Source organism: Paenarthrobacter sp. Z7-10, assembly GCF_026932795.1.
Taxonomy (GTDB): Bacteria; Actinomycetota; Actinomycetes; order Actinomycetales; family Micrococcaceae; genus Arthrobacter_M.
Map to the genome: position 1 here is coordinate 1 of NZ_JADPVH010000073.1, position 17,220 is coordinate 17,220.

Consider the following 17,220-nt stretch of genomic DNA (forward strand, 5'->3'; position numbering starts at 1 on the left):
TCGATTTCGCCTGTGGGACAGCGCCAGTTCCGGTCGATCACCTTAATTCCCCGGTCTTCAAGAAAATCAGCGGCCAATAGCTCACCACGCCGACCAAGCAAATCCTTCGCTTTCATGAGCACCTCCACCACCAGCGTGGAGCACCACCATAATCCGTAAAAGATCAACAACCACATATGTGCGCAACCAGCCACCCCAAGGCCGCGGTGCAGGAACAGACGGATTGCCTGAAGAATTTGCCGATCCCAAACAGCCGCAATGTTGTGGTGTACCTTCGCCATTGACAGCAGGATCCATTCGGCCTAGCTTGGTCGCAAGCATCCTATAGGAAATCTGAAAGGAATCGCTGTGGCCAATATTGCTCATACTGCCCTCCCGGTGGGCAGGAAACGGTGGACGCGCCTGATACCTGTGGCCATCATCGTGTACATCATTTCGTTTATGGACCGTACCAACATTGGGTTTGCCCTCAACGGGCTGCATAAAGACTTGGGCATTGACGCCGCCCAGCAGGGATTGGCCGCCGGTATCTTCTTCATCGGGTATCTGACGCTGCAGATCCCCGGGGGATACCTTGCCGAGCGCTGGAGCGCCAAGAAGTTCGTCGGCATCATGATCCTAATCTGGGGCGTGCTGGCCGTCCTGTGCGGGTTCGTCCAGAATTTTGGGCAACTGCTCGTCGTCCGGTTCTTCCTCGGCGTGGCCGAAGCCGGTATCTGGCCCGCCATCCTGGTGCTGATCAGCCACTGGTTCCCAGCCAAAGAACGCGCCCGCGCCTACGCCTTCTGGATGATGAACATCGCCATCGCCTCCATCATTACCGCCCCGCTGTCCGGCTGGATCCTTTCCTTCTCCGACTGGCGGACCCTGTTCATCGTTGAAGGACTCTTCCCCTTCATCATCGCCGCCCCGATCTGGTGGATCTTCATCTCCGACCGCCCCCGGAACGCCAGCTGGTGCACCGCAGAAGAACGGGCGTACATCGAGAACGGCCTCGCAGCCGATGCGGCTGCCGAACCCCAACAAGCACATGCCAGCATCCGCCACGTATTCTCCAACAGCATCGTGTGGCGCCTGACCCTCGTCTACTTCCTGATCCAAATCGGCTTCTACGGCATCAACATTTGGCTCCCCAAGGTCGTCAAAACAATCACCGGCGGATCCTCCATCGAAGTCGGCTTCGTCACCGCAATCCCGTATGTCCTGGCCATGTTCGCCCTCTGGTACAACGCCAAAGCAGCCGACAAATCCGGACGCTACTCAACCCATGTGCTGCTGTCCATGGCTGTCGGTGCCGTGGCCCTGGTTATCTCCGTCGCCACCGGAAACTCGATGCCCTTCCTGGCCATCGCCTTCATCAGCATCGCCGTTGCCGGGGCGTTGGCCTACGACGGCCCCTTCTGGGCCTCGGCCTCCCGAGCGATGCCTGTTGCAGTGGCCGGAACAGCAATGGGACTCATTAACGCCGTGGGCAACCTGGGCGGTTTCGTCGGACCTTACGTCGGTGGCTTCCTTCAGGACGCCACCCACGGCAGCTTCCTCGCCGCGTCGATCTTCCTTGCCGCGTGTCTGCTGGCCGCAGGGCTGGTCATGCTCACCCTGCGCCGCGGAGGCGACCGACCCACCACAGTCACACCCAAAGCCCACCACCAGTCACCGGCCACCCACTAGCCGGTCACGTTTCGGTTCGGTGGCCGGATGCGGGACACCGAACCGAAAACCGGGCGAGTCATTCGGCCGGTCAAAAGCCCCTCAACAAAAATGAGCTGCGCCCGCGCCGGAAAAGATATCGAGAACGATGGCCTTCCATGAGAACTACTCGATGCGCGGACAGCGACCGTACCTCCCGGGGACGACTGGTACGCCGCCCCCGGGAGCGAGATTGCCCGGGTTACCTTGGGGTTATTCGTGGCCCGTTGAAATGGTGATCGGCCTGCCCGTTGTCCTGGTGGCCGCCAGTGCCATCGGATCCCCGGGCGTCTCGGCCGCGGAACCCTTCTCCGGTTCCGTGCTTTCAGCACGATCCGATACCCCGCCTGTGACCCCGGCTGCAGGTGCTGAAACGCTGCTGTGATGGGTGGGGAGGGGGCGCGGCGGTGGCGGCCGTGGTGCTCCCTCGATCGCGGGGGCGAACTGAAAGCGGCACAAACCACAGTCGTGGAAAAGGCTGCGTACGACGGGGACAGCGAGAACGTACGAGCCTCCTCACTGAACCTTGCCTGCCTTGCCCTGCGTTGCCTTGCAACATTGTGTAAGGCAAGGCAACACCCTGGGCGGGGTGTACCTTCGATCGCTCTGCACCATTCGGTAGGCTGGAAGCTATGGAAGAGAGCATTGCCACGGAGTGGTCCGCGTTCACGGTGCCTGTTGATGATCGGTTCTTTGACGACTACCGGCCAGGTATCAGCGTCCGCTACGGACACGAACTGGTAACCGAGTCTGACGTCCTTCGCTTTGCTCGTGAGTTCGACCCGCAAACGATTCACACGGACCCGTCCGCTGCCGCGTCCGGTCCGTTCGCCGGGCTGATCGCCTCGGGGTGGCACACCACCGCGATCATGATGCGCGTCTTCGCGACCCAATTCCTGAACGACGCTGCAAGCCTTGCATCTCCTGGCGTCGATGAGTTGCGATGGCTCCGCCCGGTGCGTCCGGGCGACACCCTCGCCGTGCGCTTCACGATCGTCAGCGCCCGGGTTTCCACGTCGAAACCCGATCGCGGGATCGTTCACACGAACGTCGAAATGCTCAATCAGGACGACGAGCCGGTGCTGACGATGACAGCCATGAACATGCTGCGGCGACGACAGTGAACTTAGTTCCGCCCGTCATCGGGCTCATCCGCCCTTAGTGGACTGACCACTTCGACGGGAGACCACGGGCACGTGGCCGCGGCAGAGGAGAAGTCAGCAGCCCGCTGCGCCGGCCGGGTCGAAGGAAGGGTAGGCATCAAGGAGGGGTAAGCATGTGGAAGGTGCTCGGAATCCAGCCGTTGGAGGCGGTGGCCGTGGTCGTGTCTGCGGTGGGGATCTCCCTGGCATTACTGCTGCTTTTAAGGCTGCTTGGACAGCGCGCGGCGGCACGGATGTCTACTTTCGATGTCGCCGTCCTGCTCGTTCTCGGGTCCGTAGGAGGCCGAGTCATCACCGGCTACACGCCGACTCTCGTGGCCGGTGTCATCGCCCTCGCCACGCTGGCGGTGGTGCGCTGGGTCTCCGAACGGCTGGCCCGGACACGGACCGGCGCGCTCCTGGTTCGCGACCGGCCTATTCTTCTGGTCGCAGGGGAGCGCGTGCTCACGGATAACCTTAAGCGCGCCCGGGTTTCCGAACTGGAACTGTGGGAAGCCCTCCGAAGTGGAGGAATCCGGAATCTCAGCGAAGTGGCCGTCGTCGTCCTGGAAGGAACCGGTATCGTCAGCATCGTCAAACGTGGTGCCCCGCTCGACTCCCGGCTCCTGAAAGGCATCCAGGGCATAGAGCAAAACAGCGACGCCATCTAAGACGCCCTCTAGAAGGTTCCCTGCCGTGCGCTGCGCACAAATTATTCCGGTAGGCTCACAGGCGTTTGCGCGCCGGGCTGAATTCAAGTCCGCAGCCTATCAGTGCCACAGCGGCCAGGGCACAACCAATTAGCACGATCCACCAGGCCACCAGTTCCACGGGCTGGAGGATCGCGGTTCACTGGGTGCCTTCAAAGATTTCGGCGTCGGGTCTTTCTTGGGGACGTGCGTCGATTCGTTTGCCTGTTTACCAGAGGTGGAGACTTTCCTTTCCGGTCAGCCGGTGACGCCGACCAGCAGGGGTCGACGCTGTTCCGTCGACTCACTTACCGAAGCCGCTCCAAAACCGTGAACGACTCTCACGACCGTCAGGAACACGGTCAGGCCCAGCGAAATATTCTGCTTTCGGCTGTCATTACGGCTCTTCCCCTCTATCGGCCGCCCCGAGGGAGGCCGGAACCTTCGAGGAGGCTGTTTTGAGACTGGCCAGTTCCGGGTGATGCAGGTCCAGGGCGGGGCGTTCGGACCGGATGCGGGGCAGCGAGACGAAGTTATGCCGCGGCGGCGGGCAGGATGTGGCCCATTCCAGCGAGGCACCAAATCCCCAGGGGTCGTCGACTTCGACCCGGACATTGCTGCGCCAGGTGATGTACACATTCCAGAAGAACGGGATCATCGAGGCACCGAGGAGGAACGAACCGATGGTGGAAAACTGGTTCATCCAGGTGAAACCGTCCTCGGGAAGGTAGTCCGCGTAGCGGCGGGGCATGCCCAGCACACCGAGCCAGTGCTGGATCAGGAACGTTGCGTGGAAGCCCAGGAAGAGCATCCAGAAGTGAATTTTGCCCAGTCGTTCGTTGAGCATTTTGCCGGTAAATTTGGGCCACCAAAAGTAGAAGCCGGCGAACATCGCGAAGACCACGGTGCCAAACACCACGTAGTGGAAGTGCGCGACCACGAAATACGTGTCGGAGACGTGGAAGTCAAGCGGCGGGGAGGCCAGGATGACCCCTGTCAGCCCGCCGAACAGGAACGTAATCAGGAAGCCGATGCTCCACAGCATGGGTGTTTCAAAGGTCAGCGAGCCACCCCACATCGTGCCGACCCAGTTGAAGAACTTCACACCCGTCGGTACCGCGATCAGCATGGTCATGAAGGAGAAGAACGGCAGCGCCACCGAACCGGTGACGTACATGTGGTGGGCCCACACCGTCACCGACAGCGCAGCAATGGAAATGGTGGCGAACACCAAGCCCTTGTAGCCAAAGACCGGTTTACGGCTGAAGACGGGGAAAATTTCCGTCACGATGCCGAAGAACGGCAGCGCGATGATGTACACCTCCGGGTGGCCGAAGAACCAAAACAGGTGCTGCCACAGAATCGGGCCGCCGTTGGCCGGATCAAAGATGTGAGCCCCGAAGCGCCGATCCGCTCCAAGTGCGAAAAGGGCTGCTGCCAGCGGCGGGAACGCCATGATGACCAGAATGGCCGTGATCAGGGTGTTCCACGTGAAAATCGGCATCCGCCACATCGTCATCCCCGGCGCACGCAGACAGATGATCGTGGTAATGAAGTTCACCGACCCGAGGATGGTCCCGAACCCTGCCAGGGCCAGCCCGAAAACCCAGAGATCCCCGCCAACACCCGGTGTATAGGTTGTGTTATCCAAGGGCGCGTACGCAGTCCAGCCAAAGGAAGCGGCGCCCTGCGGGCTCAGGAATCCTGCAGTGACGATTATCGCTCCGAAAAGGTAGAGCCAGTACGCGAACGCGTTCAGCCGGGGAAAGGCCACATCCGGGGCCCCGATCTGCAGCGGCATGATGACGTTCGCGAAGCCGGCGAACAACGGCGTCGCGAACAGCAGCAGCATGATCGTCCCGTGCATGGTGAACAGCTGGTTGTACTGCTCCTTCGTCGCTAGGATCTGCATGCCCGGTGCGAAGAGCTCGGCACGCATCAGCAGCGCCATCACCCCGCCCAGGCAAAAGAAAATGAAGGACGTGATCAGATACAGGTACCCGATCGTTTTATGATCCGTGCTCGTCAGCCAGCCCACCACGATCCGGCCCTTGGTCCGTGGCACCACCAACGGAACATAGCCTTCCGGGGTCCCGGAGCTGTATTCCGTCCTATAGGGAACAGCCATGGCACGATCCTCCACAACTTGGGCACTGCTCCGCCACGGGGTCAGGCCGGGGCGGGATTAATGGTTGCTACCGCCCACGCTACGCCCGCTCCTGCTCCGCACGGAAGAGCCGATACCTCCCAGTTCCACTTCACGCGGTGGCCGTAGTTTCTTTACGCACGGGGGAGCTGAAGCTGATGGTCAGCGGTATCAGTCGGCGGCTGACTCCGCGCTCTCGCCGTGCTTCACGATACTTCCCTCCTGAAAGAGTATGCCCTGCGCGATCTCGCGCCACTTCGGCTTCTTGCGCAACAAGAACTCGAGCTCCATGCTGAAGTGCTTATACTCTTCCCCCAGCGAATCCACCATAATGCTTTTGGCCGCCTCGTCCGGTTCAACCGAGATCCGCTGCTCATACCAGCCGATGGCCTCAGCCTCCTCCGAGAGGGACGCGCACATCCTGGCGAACGTGCGCGTCTCTGCCGACAACTCCTCGGGCGGCTCGTGGTACTGGTCCGTTGGCATGACAGCTCCTTCAGTTCAAAAATGGGGCAACGCTCGCTGCGGGCCCGCATACCCACTCAACGTTCCCCGTTGCCTCATGTCAATACCTCGTGGTGCCTCATCACCGTCACGATGCCCGCTTGGGTTGATTCGTGGAATCAACTGATGTGCCTGCCTCAACACTTTCCGGGCGTGGTGCCGGTGCCACCGCGTCAGGGCGCACAACTCATCCAGGATGAGCGTCTTGGCAGCACGGTCAGACCGGGCAAATCGAACGGCGGTGGTTTTCGTGACGGCTCTGCGCTGGCTCATCGAAAGCTCCATGGCTCACAATGTCGGACCGGCAGACGCCAAACCGGCCGACCCGCTGCTACGCGGGCACTACCAAATGATTCTTCGAGAGCCGCTGCGCGGGCATCATTGATGGGTCTAGTCGTATCCTTGACGGCTGTTCAGTGTTTTGTTAGCCTCTGGCGAAAGATCGACTTATGATCTCTTCCCGCGTTTGTACTTATGGGCAGGGGCGGCGTGGACGGGCAGGCCCGGACGGGACTTAGGAGTCTCCATGAGCGAGCAGACGAAAACGTTCCTCGACCGTCGTGTTGTGGACCTCACCCTGTTGCTCGCGGAGGAGTTGCCCGCGGCGTGGGCTAAGCACATGCCGTATCAGCAGAAGACGTTTAACTACTTCGTTTCCCGGGATGATCAGGTATCGCCGCTGAAGAGCGAGATCGGCCCGTACCAGACGCGGTGGCTGCTGATCGACGAGCACACCGGCACCCATGTGGACGCCCCCGCCCACTTCATCCCCGAACCCAAGACCGGACTGCCGAAAGCGTCGCAAATCGGAACGATCACTGTCGAGCAGATCCCCCTGGCGCAGTTGATAGGTCCCGCCGTGGTGGTCGACATCTCTAAGGACCTCCCGGGCTCCGCCCCCGGGGTCTCGCCGATCATCACGGCCGAGTCCCTTGCCGACTGGGAGCGGGACAATGGCGCTTTCACGGCCGGTGACATCGTGCTATTCCGCACTGGCTGGGACAGGCACTACGTTGCCGGCGCGGCCGGTCTCGCCTACAGCCACCACCCCCTCGTCACCGGCACCAGCGCGGGCTGGCCCGCTCCGGACGCCGGAGCGATGCAGCTGCTGATGGATCGCGGGGTCACCTGCGTGGGAACGGACGGCGCGAGCATGGGCTCCAGCCATGACGGCGCGGCCGTGCACCACCTTGCCCTCGGCGCCAGGGTCGCGTTCATCGAGGCGCTCGGGCACCTGCACCAACTGCCCGTACGCGGCGCTCTCTTCTGCTTCGCGCCGCTCAAGGTCGCACGCGGCACCGGAGCGCCCGGGCGCGCTTTTGCTTGGGTGCCAGATGCCCCGGGCAGCTAACCTGACGGGCGCGGCCGGCGAGAAACGGTTGTGAACATCCACTTCATCACAAGGGCGGAAACTCCTAGAGAGGCTGAACCGTGAGTCAACAAGAACTGGCGACGCAGGAGGAAAAAGACCGCCGTTACGTCATCTACCTGATCGTCATTGCCGTGCTCGGCTGGTCCCTGTCGTCGTACGACTCGAACCTTCTCACGCTCACGATGCCAGCCATCGCAAAGGAATTCCATCTCTCGGCGGGCGTGCTCGGCGTGCTGGGTTTCATCGTGTTCGGCGCGGAGTTCGTGATGGCACTCTTCGTGGGCTGGGGCATGGATCGCAAGGGCCGCAAGTGGATGTGGGTCTTCTGCCTCATGATGGCGGCGATCTTCACCGGCCTGACCTTCTTCGTGCAGGAATTCTGGCAGCTCGCTCTTGTACGTGCGCTGGCATCCGGGTTCGCCCAGGCGGAACTGGCCGTCTCTGTCACCCTCGTCAACGAGCAGGTACCAGGCAAGCGCCGGGGGCTGCTCTACTCCATAGTGCAGGGCGGCTGGCCGATCGGGGTGTTCATGGCCTCCGGGCTGTTCCTTCTCGTGGGGGGCCTTGGCTGGCGCACCGTCTACCTGTTCGGGGTGATTCCGCTGATCCTCGTCGCGATCGGGCGCATGAAAATCCGCGAATCCGACCGGTTCCTGCACCTTAAGGCCATGCGGGAGGCGATCGCCGCCGACGACCAGAAGGGAGTCGCCCGCCTGAGGGCGGACCGACCGATGGATGTGGCCGACATGAAGAAGGGATCCGTGCGGCAGATGTTCGCCACCCCCGGGCCCGTCCGCTCCACGCTCATCAGACTCACGATCGCATGGCTGTTCTACTCGACCGCCTATGTAGCCACGAACCTCTTCATCGTCTACTGGCTGACGACCGCCAAGGGCTGGACCCCCGGCGAGGCTGCCTTACTGCTGCTGTTCTGCGGCGGCATCGGCTTCTTCTTCTACATTCTGGGCGGCGCCCTCGGCGAAAAGTACGGCCGCAGGAACGTGCTCGTCGTCTCCGGCGCGCTCGTGGGCCCACTGAACCTCATAGTGCTGCTCGTCAGCAACCACGTGGCGGTCGCGGTCGTCTTCTTCCTCATCTACCAGGCCACGAATGGCACCTGGTCGGGAGCGGGCTACTCCTACCAGGCCGAGTGCTTCCCCACCCGGGTTCGAGCGCCAGCCGTGGGCTGGATGGGCGCCATGTTCGTCGGCGGTCTGATGCTCGGCAGCCTCCTGTGGACCCTCCTGAACGATCTCTCCACTCTCACCATCACCTGGCTCGTGATCGCCGTCGGCCTCGGCGTCTGCCAAGGCATCAGCACGTTTTTCCTGCCCAACATCAAACCAGGTCAGAAACTGGAGGAAATCCTCGTCTAGCCAGCCACCCGCTGAACCTCAGGCGTCACCGTCAGCCCTCGTCCTAATCCCGCGCAAGGAGCATCATGACCGAGCCCATTGACTTCCCCGTCGAACGCACCGCGGTACTCACCGGTGCGGCATCCGAGCGCGGCATCGGACGCGCAACCGCCCAGAGACTCGCCAGCCAGGACTGGTGCGTCGCGATTCTCGACATCAACGAGGCGGATGCCGCGAAGGCGGCCGCCGAGATCGCCGACCGCCACAACGTCGGTACGATCGGCATCGGCGCTGACATCTCCGACCAGGACGCCGTCGACGCCGCCATCACCAGAGTCGAGGAGAAGCTCCCGCCCATCGTCGCCCTCGCCAACATCGTTGGCATCAGCTCCCCCACTGCTTTCATGGAAACGACCGTCCAGGAGTGGGACAGGGTATTTGCCGTGAACATGCACGGCACCTTCCTCGTCTCCCAGCGGGTGCTGAAAGGCATGATCGAACGCCGCCTCGGGCATCGTCAGCGTCTCCTCCATCTCCGCCCAGCGCGGCGGCGGCACCTACTCGAAGGTCGCCTACAGCGCCTCGAAGGCGGGAATCATCGGCTTCACCCGCGCCCTCGCCCGCGAGGTCGGAGAATTAGGCATCACGATCAACGCCGTGGCCCCGGGCCCCGTCGACACAGACATCATGGGCGGCACCCTCACCGAAGAGCGCAAGAAGCAGATGTCCGAGGGTGTGATGATGGCGCGCTTGGGGACCCGCGACGAGATCGGCGCGCTGATCGCCTTCCTGCTCGGTAAGGACGCCGGCTACATTACCGCGGCGACGTATGACATCAACGGCGGCCTGCAGGTCTCCTGACCCGCAACGTTTTCGGACCGGATCGTTTCGTGACACACACCAATCAAGGGACCAGCATGGCGGTCCAGGGCGCCTGTACGCTGAAACACCACGTGTGGCCGCCCGTCCATCCGGGGCCTCACCTTCACGACGCCTTTGATTCGTGTCGGATGAGGCCCTCGCCAAGACCAACGTGAAGCTCATGGCCTTCACCTTCCAAATACCGACGGTCCTGATATGGCGCGTAGCTGCTGACCGGTGGACTCGTCCGCGTCAGGGTTGATCAGCCCGGCATAGATCTCATTCGCGATATGTCGTTTCAGGCAGCGGATGATGTCTCCGTCGGTGAGTCATTCGGGGCCGCAGAGTTCGAGATACGCCACCGTGCGGGGTTCGCGGTGGCGCATGCGCAGCAGCACCGTCGGTGCAGGACGTTATTCGGGTGCCGGTTCCCACCGTGGGAGAGGCGGTGGCAGACGGGTTGCCCGGAGGATGCCGGGATTGATGCGGCGCCGCTCAGCGAGGTGAAGGACGCTTTCGATGCGAGCCGTTCGGGGTTGCCGCCGGCAGCGACCAGGACGGTGGCGGCGCTGAGCGGCCCGTCTCTGCAGAGGATAGCAGCGCCGGTTCACGGCCCGGGCCAGCGCGCTTAGGCGATGATTCCGTCCCGCCCCGTCCGGAGCGGCCATTTTTGCCGGGCGGTCCCGCAAGCGCCGACGTGATGCTGGCCTGTGGCCTTCTTCCCGGAGGCGGCACTGCAGGGCCTTTGGCCCCGGCACAGACGTCCTTTTTCCGGATGCGCCGGTCCTGGGACAGGGCGCAGGAGGTGCCGGGCCTTCTGTTTTTATGGGAGCTGTGGTTGCCGCTGTCGGAGGTATCGAAGGCGATGCAACGCTCTACGCAGGCACGGATGACGGGAAACCCTGCGGTAATTTTTACCCCTGCTTTGATGCCGAAAATTTTACGGGCGCGTGCCGGCGCGGCGGCACGGATACATATCCACCCAGTATCATCTCCGAGAAAGAGCCTCGATGCGCAGTTACAGTAGCGTATTGACCTCACTTGATCAGTGACACTGCGCGGGCGATGACCAGAGCCAGCAGTACGAAGGCACTAAAGGACTCCGCGGCCATGAGTGCTTTTGCCCTTAGCCCTATGTGTCAGGCTGGAACGGTACCAAGGGCTCATAGCAAGTCCATTTGATCGCGTGGGGCGAGAACCAGGAATCCAAAAATCATGTCCAGTCCAGTTTTGAATGCGGTACGCGAAGATGGTCCTATGAGTAGCACCGGACCGCGTGCCGGTGGACCGGCCCCTCGCAGGTCGTTCACCCCGTCGCAGAAGCTTGAGTTTTTGACCTCGTATGAGACCGCTTGCCAAAGCAATGAGGGCGGTGCTTTCTTGCGCAGGGAGGGACTGTATTCCTCCCAAATGACCGAGTGGCGCAGGCAGCGAGACGCCGGTGTTCTGCAGGGGAAGAAAGCCGGGGAATCGATTGGGAAACTATCCAAGGATCAGGCCGAGACCGCGCGTTTGCGCCGCCAGTTAGAGGTGACGCAGGGCCGGTTGGAGAAGACCGAGGCAGCTCTGGATCTGATGGGAAAACTGCAGGCGTTCTTAGAGAACGCCTCACAGAATATGCCGGACGAGCCCCGGTCCAAGAAACGCTGATGGCCACCTATCGCGGCATGCTGGAATTGAAGATCCCCGCACGGGAAGCTGCCGCCCTGACCGGCGTTTCCCGCACTACTGCCAACCGTAAACCCGCCCGGTCACGGGACCGGGTAGCGGTGGTGCCGAAGAATAAGCTCAGTGCCGCCGAGCGGGCAGCAATCCTGGCAGCGCTGAACTCGCCCGAGTTCGTGGATCTGGCCCCCATGCAGGTCTATACGAAGCTGCTGGATGCGGGGATCTATCTGGGATCACTGTCGACGTTTTACCGGGTGCTGGAGGAGAACGAGCAGGTGAAGGAACGCCGGCGGCTGGCCACCCACCCGCCCCGAACGGTTCCGGAGCTGGTCGCCACCGGCCCCGGGCAGGTTTATACGTGTTATGCCGACGTTGTGGTTATGCCGATGTTGGTCTGCGATCCCAGTTTCCAGGCGGTGGGAGGAACAAAAAGCTCGGCATAATCACTCTGTGGTGATCGGCTTGTCTTCTCAACGATTGAGCAGACGAGGAGCACATGATGACAGCAACGAGGCGAGCGGGCCAGGTCCAGATCCACGGTCCGCTGAAGAAACACGCCGAGGGATTTGAGGCCGAGCTATTGCGGCTGGGATTCACCCCGACATCGATTGTGAATCAGTTCTATCTGCTGGCACATATGAGTCGCTGGCTCGAGGCGGAAAGCATGCGTCTTGGCGATCTGACGGTGTTGCAGGTTGATGCATTCCTCGCCGAACGCAAAGCGACACGTACTGCGTTGTTCACCGGTAGGGCGCTGCGCCCGCTGCTGGGCTGGCTGGCGGAGTCAGGGATGATCACTGCGGAGGCTGCGTGTCCTCCCCGGCCGCCGGAGGATCCGACGGTGCTGGTCCGGTTCGAGCGCTACCTTCTGACGGAGCGTCGTATCGGGGCGCGCACGACGTCAGCTTATGTGGTTCGGGTCCGCCGGTTCCTGGAGACGCATTGTCCGTCCGAGGGGTTTGCCGGGTTGAGCGGTGCCGACGTCACCCGCGCGTTGCTTGAGGAGGGAGTGGGGCGGGCGCCGGCGTCGGTGAAGAAGTTCGGCTATGCGCTGCGGGCCTTCCTGCGGTTCTGTTTCATCACCGGCGAGCTCAACCGTGATCTGACCGGTGCGACGCTAGTGATCCGAGAACCGTTGCCCTCCCTTCTTCCGCTGGGCGCCAGCGCGGAACAGATCGACACTCTCCTGCAGGGCTGTGACCGGAGCACAGCGGTGGGGCGGCGTGAATATGCGGTAATCCTCCTGCTGGCCCGGCTTGGCCTGCGCGCCGGGGAAGTCGCCGGAATGCAGTTGGAAGATATTCACTGGCGCCACGGGGAGGTCCTCATCCGTGGCAAGGGCGCGCAACACGAGTGCCTTCCGCTGCCAGCTGAGGTGGGCGCCGCGGTGGTGGACTATCTGATGGATGCCCGTCCGGCCGATGCGGACTTGCGGGAAGTGTTCTGCACCGTCCGTGCTCCGCGACGACCGCTGAGCTCCCCGGGGGTTTGGGGGATCGTGACCCGTGCCTGCACCCGCGCGCACTTGGAGAAATTCGGGCCCCACCAGCTGCGCCACAGTTTGGCCGAGGCGATGGTTGCCGCCGAAGTGCCGTTGGCCGCGATCGGGCAAGTACTCCGCCACGACGATCCCGCGACGACGACGAACTACGCCCGGGTGGACGTGGTCCGGCTACGACAGCTGGCCCGGCCCTGGCCGGCCGGGGGTGAACTGTCATGACCTGGGACGAGAACGTCACCGATTATCTGCGTCTGCGCCGCCAGCTCGGCGCACGCCTGGCCTGGTCTGAACACCTGCTGCACCAGTTCGCCACACACCTCACGGCCGTGGGCGTCGAGATAATCACCGTCACGGAGGCCATCAACTGGTGCAGCTCTCTCCCGGAGGGCGTGGCGACCAGGCCGCTGACGCGCGCGTCGAGGCGGATGACCGCCGTCCGCGGGCTCGCCGTCTACATGCACGCGCTGAACCCGATCCACGAGGTTCCGCCACGCGGGGTCTTCGCCGGCCCCACGCATCGTCAGGCTCCCTACATTTATACATCTGCTGAAATCACGGCGGTGATCCGCGCCGCCGCCTTGGAGGGCGGTAGCCGGGCGCAGACTTACCCGGTGTTGTTCGCGCTGCTGGCGGCCACGGGTTTACGGGTCGGTGAGGCCCTCGCACTGGACCGGGACACCACCGATTTGGATGCCGGAGTGCTGCTGATCAGTCGAGGCAAGGGCCGCGACCCACGGCTGGTCCCGCTCCACCCGAGCGCCACTGCCGCTCTCGAACGCTATGCGCACTGGAGCGAGGACCAGCACCACGATCGCAGGCCGGCGTTCTTCACCGACGCAGACGGCAAACGGTTGAAATACGCGACCGTTCGCGATAACTGGGTGCACGCTTCTACTGCCGCAGGATTACGCACTGCGACGCGGCAGCCTCGGATGCACGACCTGCGCCACACGTTCGCGGTGAACACACTGCTGGGCTGGTATCGCGACGGCGCCAATGTTGCCGCGAAGATGCCTGCCCTATCGATCTATCTAGGCCATTCCGATCCGGCGAATACCTACTGGTATCTGAGCGCCGTTCCCGAACTGCTCGCTCACGCTGCCGCACGCCTTGATGCCGCGAACACCCGGGAGCAGGTGGGGTCATGACCTCTCTCGCTCCGCTGTTGCAAGCGTTCTTCACCGACCGGCTGGTCACCCAGCGCCGTTCACAGTCCCTCAGAATTGAAACTGTCACGATGAAATCCGAGACCCGCGACAACACCTGTCAATGAATCGAAAAAGGACTTCATTCTGACAGGCGAGAAGGCATCATGCCTGACGTCCAGTTGAGGTACACCCCAACCAGACGTCAGCGTGAGGAATCGCCCTCCGTCAGGACGGGGTCTGCCTTGGAATTTACTGGCCACTAGTGGGCGAGGGTTTTGAGATAAACCCGATAGCACCGCAGTGTCGTCAGTACAGCGGGAAAATTGAGGCAGGGAAATGAATGTCCGTGAGGGCGGGATTCGAAGAACCGCGCCGGGACGGTGGCGGCCCTGGTGGACAATTTCGTTCGAATCCGGTTCGAAGCCTGCTTCCTCGGGGGCTCATCTAACTTCATGTAGCGTTTGTGTGGCATCTGATTTCACTTGGAAGTAGTCTTGTTGTAGATAAACAATCGAGGAGCCGTAAAATGTCAATCGACGCAACCGTGGGAACGGCGGCTGTCCGCACCAATGAACTGGGCATACGGGAGATCGTTCGCCGGCTCAACACTGGTCTCGGGCCGACCTTGGTCGCAGGGCTGACCGGCAGCAAGGACCGTCGCATCTCCCACAAATGGGCGAAGGAAGATGGACCCGAACCGAACGCGGCCGCCGTTCGCCGGCTCATGTCAGCGATCCGGTTGTGGACGGAGCTTTCGGATGCGCACGGCGAGCATGTGGCCCGGCTGTGGTTCATTGGCTCGAACCCTTGGTTGGATGAGGACTCACCCGTTGAGGCCATCATGGAAGGCCGCTTCAAGGAGGTCCGCGTAGCAGCGAACGCCATGCTCACCGGGGGCTTTTCCGGTTGAGCCCACGCATCTGCAGGACGACCGGCCTGGCCTTGGTCCTCGGGCCGGTTTCCGGGTCCAGGATAGCCACAGCCACCTACGGCGCCTTGAATCCCGTGCAGCGCCACGACGGAGAGCCTCGTGACGATTGGAGCCGCTGGGACACACTCGGGCGCACCATTTACATCGCGGACACGCTGGAAACGGCGTTTCGCGAGTGCCTGGCCTGGGCACGTATGAAGCCCAGCCACAAGAAAAAGCTTGGAAAACTAGCCGCACTCTGGGGTATTACCCCGGAGGAGGTGATGAAGGAGATCCAGGACGACTTTACCCCGGCTCGGTCACATGCAGCCTGGCCACCTCCCGTTCTCCTGGCGGGACTCGCGCCTGAAATACGTTATCGACGTTCCGGAGAGTGCGGGTGTGTGGGTGGACATGGACGAGCAGGCCACCCTGGACGTATTGTCGTTAGGTCCTGCGGTCGACATCATGGCCTTCACCGGCCACGAAGAAATCGACCGGGCAGCTGCCTTCTCGAACGATCGGAACGTCACTACGCGTATTGCACAATGGCTCCGTGGCGTGACCCTCGATGACGGAAGCGAGCTGGCCGGGGTCAAATTCAAATCCAGAGTAGGCAACGGTACCTGTTGGGCCTATTGGATGCGGCGGACCGATTTGGGGTTGACGGAGATCGCCACGGCAACTGCCGGCGTCGAAATCTCGCCCAAGGAACCTGCGATGGCCGCCGTCACGGAGGCGTGGGAAATCCGCACCTGGTAAGAGAGATCCATGCCGTGGACGTATGCGCTGCTATCGGCGTTCGTGGTTTCAAATGAGCGGGAGCAGATGCCAAATGCTGCGTCCTCGGTAAGCCAATTGCCTTGCCAGTGGATATCAGGGCGCCCGGTACAGGATCCCTCAGCGGACATCTATGAGCAGAGCCACCGGGGCATGTTCGGCCTCAGATTACTGGCCTTCATTGTCACAGATTTGATGACGTACTGCTCCTGTGCTTGTGCACCGATTGTGACTGTGGGCTGCTCAACAACCCGGCATCAGTTCCGGTGGTATGTTCTGCGGTCCTTAGATGTCCCACTTCTTGCGGTTGCAGGCGGCGCAGAGCATTACGCAGTTCTCTGCGACCGTCTTGCCACCCTTGCTCCATGGCGTCTTATCATCGGCCTGCATGCCCTCGATCTCGAAGTGCTCACCGCAGCCGGGGCACATACCCTTCTGCTGCTTGCAAAAATCTGAACAGTCAGGCAGCCGGTAAGCCCTGGCCCCGCTAAAACCCCCGCCCCATGAAAAATTGAGGCAAGGGAGCCGATGGGTCTGCTAATTCTTCAGCCTGTTGTGATGCTACTGACAATTTCCCTCGAAACAGGTTCGGACGCGCAGAACCTTGAGGGAGGATTTATCAGCGACCTAGCAAAAACAAAACGGCGTCCCGCCCCATCGTTACAACGTTCGACCTGAGGGGGCGGGCACCGTGTTCATAGTAGTCGGCCACTGACGCGCCTAAGCGACCACAAGACCCCTAGTTGACCCAGATTTGCTAGGAATGCGGTTCGCTCACATGGTGACTCAATGGGTGTGGCGACGTTGCCTTTGCCTGGCATGCTCGAGCAACCGTCCAGCCACGGTGGGGGCTTCGGCTAGCTTCGTCTCGCTAGTTTTCTAAGTCATTTTCGTCCGGTGTTGGTGCCAGGCCGTCTGCCAGACGCTGTGCGCGCCGGCGAAACTCCGCCTCGCTGATGGCGGTTAAGCCATCGCACGGCCCGCCGAGGATAGGGACACTGATTCCGTAGGCGTAGCTCCAAGGGCTCTCTTCCAGCCCTGCCCAGTCAACGAGTATGTGCTGCGGTGTTGGGTCAGTGATGTGTCCTGGATGTCCGTGGTAAAGGAAGGCCGGGTGACCCGACTGTACCTCGTCGGGTTCCAAGGCGATGTCACCGGGTATGCGGTGGGCTACTGCCTGTCCTACGACGATCAGATTGGCGGGCAGGATGGCGGATCCATCATCCGGCGTTGGCAGCATTTTTTACCCAGTCCGGGCAGCGGGGGTAGTACAACGAGCAATAGCCAGTGACGACGCCAAATGTTCCCCTAGGTGCATGGGTCAATAATCGTGGGCCGCTGTTTTTAAAACGCCGAAAGAATAACCTGGCTCTGGTGGGTGTGGCTGGGAGAATTGGGGTATGGATAGTGGCGCCCAGGACGGTCTTTTTGATGAATCAGCGGTTGCGCGTGTGG

At 62.0% G+C, this 17,220-nt stretch carries 16 protein-coding genes and 2 pseudogenes; 12 read left to right on the forward strand and 6 right to left on the reverse strand.

Annotated elements, in window-relative coordinates; genetic code table 11:
- Positions 1–281, reverse strand: a 281-nt coding sequence (locus IV498_RS16725; RefSeq protein ID WP_269048224.1) for a YraN family protein, incomplete at its 3' end; no start/stop codon positions are given.
- Positions 282–348: 67 nt separating this feature from the next.
- Between IV498_RS16725 and IV498_RS16730 the strand changes: the two genes are divergently transcribed.
- From IV498_RS16730 to IV498_RS16745, 4 genes are all read left to right on the forward strand, one after another.
- Positions 349–1,671: an MFS transporter gene (locus IV498_RS16730; protein ID WP_269048225.1), complete on the forward strand. Its 1,323-nt coding sequence runs from the start codon at positions 349–351 to the stop codon at positions 1,669–1,671.
- A 250-nt stretch (positions 1,672–1,921) separates the two neighbouring features.
- Positions 1,922–2,074, forward strand: a complete 153-nt coding sequence (locus IV498_RS16735; RefSeq protein ID WP_269048226.1) for a hypothetical protein — start codon at positions 1,922–1,924, stop codon at positions 2,072–2,074.
- Positions 2,075–2,321: 247 nt separating this feature from the next.
- On the forward strand, positions 2,322–2,813 hold the full coding sequence (locus tag IV498_RS16740; protein ID WP_269048227.1) for a MaoC family dehydratase: 492 nt from the start codon (positions 2,322–2,324) through the stop codon (positions 2,811–2,813).
- A 152-nt stretch (positions 2,814–2,965) separates the two neighbouring features.
- Positions 2,966–3,502 (forward strand): DUF421 domain-containing protein, encoded by a 537-nt coding sequence (locus IV498_RS16745; protein WP_269048228.1) that lies wholly within the window; start codon positions 2,966–2,968, stop codon positions 3,500–3,502.
- A gap of 415 nt (positions 3,503–3,917) precedes the next feature.
- On the opposite strand, the gene ctaD is transcribed toward IV498_RS16745, so the two are convergent.
- Together ctaD and IV498_RS16755 are read right to left on the reverse strand one after the other, a co-directional pair.
- Positions 3,918–5,648: an aa3-type cytochrome oxidase subunit I gene (ctaD, locus tag IV498_RS16750; protein ID WP_269048229.1), complete on the reverse strand. Its 1,731-nt coding sequence runs from the start codon at positions 5,646–5,648 to the stop codon at positions 3,918–3,920.
- A 189-nt stretch (positions 5,649–5,837) separates the two neighbouring features.
- Positions 5,838–6,152: a ferritin family protein gene (locus IV498_RS16755; protein WP_269048230.1), complete on the reverse strand. Its 315-nt coding sequence runs from the start codon at positions 6,150–6,152 to the stop codon at positions 5,838–5,840.
- 544 nt (positions 6,153–6,696) lie between these two features.
- On the opposite strand from IV498_RS16755, the gene IV498_RS16760 reads away from it, so the two are divergent.
- The 3 genes and pseudogenes from IV498_RS16760 to IV498_RS16770 all read left to right on the forward strand — a co-directional run bounded on the left by IV498_RS16760 (position 6,697) and on the right by IV498_RS16770 (position 9,758).
- Positions 6,697–7,521, forward strand: a complete 825-nt coding sequence (locus IV498_RS16760) for a cyclase family protein (RefSeq protein WP_269048231.1) — start codon at positions 6,697–6,699, stop codon at positions 7,519–7,521.
- Positions 7,522–7,601: 80 nt separating this feature from the next.
- Positions 7,602–8,918, forward strand: coding sequence for an MFS transporter (locus IV498_RS16765; RefSeq protein WP_269048232.1), 1,317 nt, complete (start codon positions 7,602–7,604; stop codon positions 8,916–8,918).
- A 65-nt stretch (positions 8,919–8,983) separates the two neighbouring features.
- Positions 8,984–9,758: pseudogene (locus tag IV498_RS16770) on the forward strand (SDR family NAD(P)-dependent oxidoreductase).
- A gap of 298 nt (positions 9,759–10,056) precedes the next feature.
- Here IV498_RS16770 and IV498_RS19125 read toward each other — a convergent pair.
- Positions 10,057–10,353: a transposase gene (locus IV498_RS19125; protein WP_442951373.1), complete on the reverse strand. Its 297-nt coding sequence runs from the start codon at positions 10,351–10,353 to the stop codon at positions 10,057–10,059.
- A gap of 662 nt (positions 10,354–11,015) precedes the next feature.
- Here IV498_RS19125 and IV498_RS19130 point away from each other — a divergent pair.
- The 5 genes and pseudogenes from IV498_RS19130 to IV498_RS16800 all read left to right on the forward strand — a co-directional run.
- Positions 11,016–11,785: pseudogene (locus tag IV498_RS19130) on the forward strand (IS3-like element ISAar46 family transposase); the annotation flags it as partial.
- A 137-nt stretch (positions 11,786–11,922) separates the two neighbouring features.
- Entirely contained in the window at positions 11,923–13,146 is a 1,224-nt protein-coding gene (locus IV498_RS16785; protein ID WP_269048234.1) for a tyrosine-type recombinase/integrase, read from the forward strand.
- Positions 13,143–14,075, forward strand: a complete 933-nt coding sequence (locus tag IV498_RS16790; RefSeq protein ID WP_269048235.1) for a tyrosine-type recombinase/integrase — start codon at positions 13,143–13,145, stop codon at positions 14,073–14,075. Before IV498_RS16785 ends, IV498_RS16790 begins: the two co-directional genes overlap by 4 nt.
- A 526-nt stretch (positions 14,076–14,601) precedes the next feature.
- Positions 14,602–14,985 (forward strand): hypothetical protein, encoded by a 384-nt coding sequence (locus tag IV498_RS16795; protein ID WP_269048236.1) that lies wholly within the window; start codon positions 14,602–14,604, stop codon positions 14,983–14,985.
- A 324-nt stretch (positions 14,986–15,309) separates the two neighbouring features.
- Positions 15,310–15,747: a hypothetical protein gene (locus IV498_RS16800; RefSeq protein ID WP_269048237.1), complete on the forward strand. Its 438-nt coding sequence runs from the start codon at positions 15,310–15,312 to the stop codon at positions 15,745–15,747.
- A 303-nt stretch (positions 15,748–16,050) separates the two neighbouring features.
- Here IV498_RS16800 and IV498_RS19135 read toward each other — a convergent pair whose 3' ends face one another.
- Positions 16,051–16,194: an HNH endonuclease gene (locus IV498_RS19135; RefSeq protein WP_442951372.1), complete on the reverse strand. Its 144-nt coding sequence runs from the start codon at positions 16,192–16,194 to the stop codon at positions 16,051–16,053.
- A gap of 442 nt (positions 16,195–16,636) precedes the next feature.
- Positions 16,637–17,005, reverse strand: coding sequence for a hypothetical protein (locus IV498_RS16810; RefSeq protein WP_269048239.1), 369 nt, complete (start codon positions 17,003–17,005; stop codon positions 16,637–16,639).
- Positions 17,006–17,220: the final 215 nt, after the last annotated feature.